The organism is Microcystis sp. LE19-8.1F (assembly GCF_027531715.1).
Classification (GTDB): Bacteria; Cyanobacteriota; Cyanobacteriia; order Cyanobacteriales; family Microcystaceae; genus Microcystis; species Microcystis wesenbergii_A.
This window is the reverse complement of record NZ_JAPZSO010000224.1, coordinates 1-4,374: the sequence shown is the minus strand read 5'-3', so window position 1 is coordinate 4,374 and position 4,374 is coordinate 1. Positions and strand designations below refer to the sequence as shown.

4 protein-coding genes and 1 pseudogene are annotated in these 4,374 nt (G+C 40.6%); all 5 read left to right on the top strand.

Annotated elements, in window-relative coordinates:
* Positions 1-223: pseudogene (locus O9334_RS20640) on the top strand (Uma2 family endonuclease); the annotation flags it as partial.
* A 122-nt stretch (positions 224-345) separates the two neighbouring features.
* Positions 346-1,092 (top strand): Uma2 family endonuclease, encoded by a 747-nt coding sequence (locus O9334_RS20635; protein WP_288002212.1) that lies wholly within the window; start codon positions 346-348, stop codon positions 1,090-1,092.
* 335 nt (positions 1,093-1,427) lie between these two features.
* Positions 1,428-2,501, top strand: a complete 1,074-nt coding sequence (locus tag O9334_RS20630; protein ID WP_288002211.1) for an NAD-dependent epimerase/dehydratase family protein — start codon at positions 1,428-1,430, stop codon at positions 2,499-2,501.
* A 12-nt stretch (positions 2,502-2,513) separates the two neighbouring features.
* On the top strand, positions 2,514-3,338 hold the full coding sequence (locus O9334_RS20625; RefSeq protein WP_288002208.1) for a transketolase: 825 nt from the start codon (positions 2,514-2,516) through the stop codon (positions 3,336-3,338).
* A complete protein-coding gene (locus O9334_RS20620) occupies positions 3,335-4,246 on the top strand; it encodes a transketolase family protein (protein ID WP_288002206.1) in 912 nt (303 codons plus the stop codon). Before O9334_RS20625 ends, O9334_RS20620 begins: the two co-directional genes overlap by 4 nt.
* The last annotated feature ends 128 nt before the right edge of the window (positions 4,247-4,374 follow it).

Here is a 4,374-nt window from a genome sequence, read left to right as displayed (position 1 = left end):
TGCTCAAGGCAGATTCAGCAGCGAAATATTAGGGCTAGTGTTAGTGCGCTGGCAGGGAATTTATGGGGATGAACAAGAGCCGATTACTTGGCTGCGTTGGGCAACACCAGCGGGGCAATTGCTCCCCACCATAGAGGAGTTAGCAGAGCAGGAAAAGCAACGAGCCGAGCGCTTGGCGGCAAAATTGCGATCGCTGGGAGTTGAAGTTGATGATAGTGTATGAAATAATTGCCAGCATTGTCCACCTACAGGTCTATTTGATAATTAATTTAATGCACCTACTTAGTCGCGGGCAGTTTATACTGAAGAGAGCTTATTAAATATTAGGAAGGACTGTTTACGACAATGACACCATCTGCCATTGATTTACCGACAAAATCAACGATAATCACCTGGGAAAAACTGCCAGATGATTTTATTCTACCTGACGAACCTGTGGACAACAACTTGCAACCCCTATTAGCAGCATCTTTACGGGAATCGCTAGAATTAGCAGGATTAATTCTGGAATCGATGCTAATTGCTTCTAATTTTGGCTTGTGTGCTACCGTTAAAACTCAAACTGTTGTCAAAGCGCCTGACTGGGTTTATATTCCCTCAGTAAAACCGATTCCTAGCGGAGAAATTCGGCGCAGTTATACTCCCCATCTTGAAGGAGATATCCCAGCTATTGTCATGGAGTTTATCTCGGAAACCGAAGGGGGAGAATACTCATTGAATCCCCATTATCCCTATGGAAAATGGTATTTTTATGAGCAAATATTACAAGTACCTGTCTATGGAATATTTCACCCAAAAACAGGAGAATTAGAAATTTATCGATTAAATCAAGGAAAGTATGAACAACAAAAACCTAATGAAAACAATCGTTATTGGATAGCAGAGATTAACTTATTTTTGGGAGTCTGGCAGGGAAAAAAAGCTGAAGTGACAGCCTATTGGTTACCTTGGTGGGAGCTGTCGGGCAATCTGTTATTATGGGGGAGTGAACGAGTCGCACAAACTGAATATCAACTCGAACAGGAGCGAATGTTACGGCAAAAATTAGCTGAAAAATTAAGAGAATTAGGCGTTGAACCAGAAACCTTGTAGGAGACTTGTCAAATGCTGATAAAATCATGGAAGGAATCTTCTGGATTGGGGTATTTCCAGGATTAACGGAGGAGATGTTAGAGTAGGTAACAGCGACTATCCGAGAGTTTTGTCGGAGCGTAGGTAAATTTGCATTGTTCGCATTTTTGGGAACATTTTTATTTTTTTGGATGTTTTTTATGACCAGAAATTTTAGTCAATCTCGTCAATTAGACAATATAATGGACTTGTTTGTTATCTCTTTTTTAAGTTACCCTTTTCTTATCGCATTGGGTAGAGTGAATGTAAAAATCTATTGCTTTTGATTTTTGTGTGGATTTGTCTTTTTCTATGAAATGGATTGGCTGAAGATGCAACCTAACCTAACAAATGACTTAAATGACATTCTCGCCCACACTAAAGACCTCTGGGAAGAATTGCGGGGACAGCGGATATTTATTACCGGAGGTACAGGCTTTTTTGGCTGTTGGTTATTAGAAAGTTTTATCTGGGCCAATGATCAGCGAGACTTAAAAGCATCGGCAGTTGTTTTAACTAGAAATCCTGATAGTTTCAGTCAAAAAGCTCCTCATTTAGCCAATCATCCCGCTATTCAATTCCATAGCGGTGATGTTAGGTCATTTCAGTTTCCTGAAGAGGAGTTTTCTTATATTATTCATGCGGCAACTGAAGCGAGTTCTCTAGTACATCAACAGGATCGTCTTTTTGTGCTAGATACTACAGTACAAGGGACTTGGCGAGTGCTAGATTTTGCTAAAAATTGTGGCACAAAAAAATTATTACTAACTAGCTCAGGAGCAATTTATGGTCAACAACCCTCAGATATAAGTCATATTCCGGAAAGTTATCAAGGGGCGCCGGATGTGAGTTCTCCTAACTCCGTTTATGGAGAGGGAAAACGACTCGCAGAACTCTTAAGTGTCTTGTATGCTCAGGAGTATAATATAGAGGTAAAAATCGCCAGGTGTTTTGCCTTTGTCGGTCCCTATTTACCTTTAGGTGAATCTTTTGCCATTGGCAACTTTATCAGGGACATTTTAGAGGGAAAAACGATTCATGTTAAAGGAGATGGAACCCCCTATCGTTCCTATTTATATGCTTCGGATTTGATGATTTGGTTATGGACTATATTATTTAAGGGGCAGTCTTGTCGTCCTTATAATGTGGGTTCAAATCTGGAAATCAACATCAAAGATACCGCCTTAGCAGTGGCGGAAATTGCTGGACACCCTAATTCTATCACTGTTGCTCAAGAACCAGTTGTAGGTCAACGGATTGCCAGATATGTACCCGCTACTGACAGAGCATTAAAAGAATTAGGACTCAAGGCAACCGTTGATTTATCTACAGGGATTAAAAAAACCCTTGCATGGTATCAACAAAGACTAACACAAACTGATAATCATTGAGGAGTTTAACTCATGAAATTTGCGGCGAATCAACTCCGTCAAACTGTTCTGAGGATGGCCTTTGCTGGTTCGACCGTGCATATTGGCTGTGCCTTTTCTATTATCGAGATTCTCGCAGTTCTCTATCGTTCTTACCTAAATCTAGGGAATGGTCAACCGGAGTCCCCCGGCAGAGATTATTTAATTCTCAGTAAAGGTCATGGAGTAATGGCTCAATATGCTTGTATGTATGAGTTAGGCTGGCTAACGGATAAGGATATTGATAATTACTTTGGGGATGGTACAATTCTTAAAGGGTTATCTGATGCTCATGTGCCTGGTTTAGAAGTAAGTTCAGGGTCTTTAGGGCATGGTTTATCTGTGGGTGTGGGGATAGCGTTAGCTAGTAAAATTAAAGGAACCGGACAGCGTTGTTTTGCCCTTGTGGGGGATGGAGAAATTAATGAAGGGTCGATTTGGGAGGCCTTACTTTTTGCCTCTCATTTTCAACTGTCTAACTTGTTAGTCATTGTAGATGCTAATGGTTATCAAGCGATGGGGTCTACTCAAGAAGTGATGAATTTAGGTCAAATTGCTGATAAGTTCCGGGCTTTTGGTTTTGACTGTCGAGAAGTAGATGGTCATGATGAAAAGGCATTAGATCAGGTATTTCAAGAATTATTAGAACTGTCTTCTTCTTGTCCTAAAGCTGTTATCGCTCACACGGTTAAAGGGAAAGGGGTTTCTTTCATGGAAGATAATAATGTTTGGCATTATAGCCGCTTAAATCGAGAAATTTATGCACAAGCTAAAGCCGAATTAGAACCTCAAGTTTACAAGGATAAATTAAGTTTATGAGAAACGCTTTTTCAGATGCTTTAGTCAAATTTGCTTTAGGGGATGAGCGAGTTCTGTTATTAACCGGGGACCATGGTTATGCTTTATTCGATGATTTTCGTCAGGCTTGCCCTAAACAATATATTAATGCGGGGGTAGCAGAACAAAATATGGTAGGGGTGGCGGCAGGACTCGCTAAATCGGGGTTTTTTCCAGTAGTTTATGGTTTAAGTTCTTTTCTGCCGATAAGAGTTCTAGAACAAATTAAGTTAGATATTTGTTATGAACAATTAAAGGTTTTATTGATTGGAGATGGCGCTGGAGTGGTCTATAGTAGTCTGGGTTCTAGTCATCAGTCTACCGAAGATATTGCCGCTTTAAGGGCTTTACCTAATATCTCGATTCTCTCCCCGGCAGATGCCTCCGAAATGACTCAATGTATGAATTGGGCTTTTAACAGTGATAGACCAGTTTATTTACGCATGGGTAAGGCAGATTTAGGGGTAATTCATGAGACTTTACCTAATCTTGATACGGGTAAACTTTACCCCGTTAAACCAGGCACCGGCAACCTTGGATTTTTGGCGACAGGTTCGATGGTTAAAACGGCTCTAGAAGTAGCCCAAGAATGGGATAATAGTGGGGTGTGGAGTGTTCCTTTTATTAAGCCTCTTGATGTCCAACAAGTGAGAGAAATTTGTCAGCAATATCAAGCTATTGTGGTGATAGAAGAACATTCTATCTATGGGGGGTTGGGTTCTGCTATTTCTGAAATTGCCAGCACCTATCATCCCAGTTGGATTTGTTGCATTGGTATTGAAGATCGATTTTCTCAATTTTGCGGAACTTATCAATATTTGATGCAAGAACATCGGCTAGATGTTGCCTCAGTTAAGGAAAAAGTTAGAAATTTTATGTTCAAGGGGTGACAGAGGGGCTACAAGCTAGATAGAGCGGGGAGTCTAGCCAAACGACCCCCTAAAGAAATAGAGTGGTTAGGACAACCACTCAAAAATTAAAAATGTTACCTTCATTCTATCAGGCTTGCTTACAGGCA

Excerpts from the sequence above, each read along its gene's own strand:
- O9334_RS20635 (WP_288002212.1), top strand. The coding sequence starts at position 346 with ATGACACCATCTGCCATTGATTTACCGACAAAATCAACGATAATCACC.
- O9334_RS20630 (WP_288002211.1), top strand. The coding sequence starts at position 1,428 with ATGGATTGGCTGAAGATGCAACCTAACCTAACAAATGACTTAAATGAC.
- O9334_RS20625 (WP_288002208.1), top strand. The coding sequence starts at position 2,514 with ATGAAATTTGCGGCGAATCAACTCCGTCAAACTGTTCTGAGGATGGCC.
- O9334_RS20620 (WP_288002206.1), top strand. The coding sequence starts at position 3,335 with ATGAGAAACGCTTTTTCAGATGCTTTAGTCAAATTTGCTTTAGGGGAT.